The sequence below is a fragment of the Streptomyces colwelliae genome (assembly GCF_048158785.1).
Taxonomy (GTDB): Bacteria; Actinomycetota; Actinomycetes; order Streptomycetales; family Streptomycetaceae; genus Streptomyces.
In genome coordinates, this window is sequence record NZ_JBLTJC010001022.1 from 1 (window position 1) to 404 (window position 404).

The 404-nt window shown below is 67.8% G+C and carries 1 pseudogene; it reads right to left on the reverse strand.

Going from position 1 to position 404, the window contains the following annotated elements:
• Positions 1 to 404 (reverse strand): annotated as a pseudogene (locus tag ACNFOC_RS55640) (oxidoreductase); the annotation flags it as partial.

Sequence of the window (404 nt, forward strand, 5' to 3'; positions counted from 1 at the left end):
GCCAGGGACGGTAGCCGTATCCGACCGTCACGTCGAGCAGATGCCCCCACGCCCGTGTCACCGGATGCAGCGTGCTGCGGCGGTGACGCTGTTTGGCCAGGAGCACCCGGCGGGCATCGTTGTCGTGACCGGCCTTCCGGTACCAGCTTGCCAACTGCTCATAGGGTTGCGGGCTGTAGCCGGGGCTGCGTCGTATCCACTCCACACGGTATGCCGCAGACTGCCGACGCCCCATTGCCTCCCGACGTTCGCCCGCCTCGACCGCCTTGATGGAGCTGTAGACGAAGCCGTCCAGTTCCACCACGTCCGGCCAGCTGTGCTCGTTGTCGTGGAGGTAGGACACCTGCGCGCCCCGCAGGTCCACGGTGCCGGACGGCGGTCGGGCGAGGGTGAAGTCGAAGTCG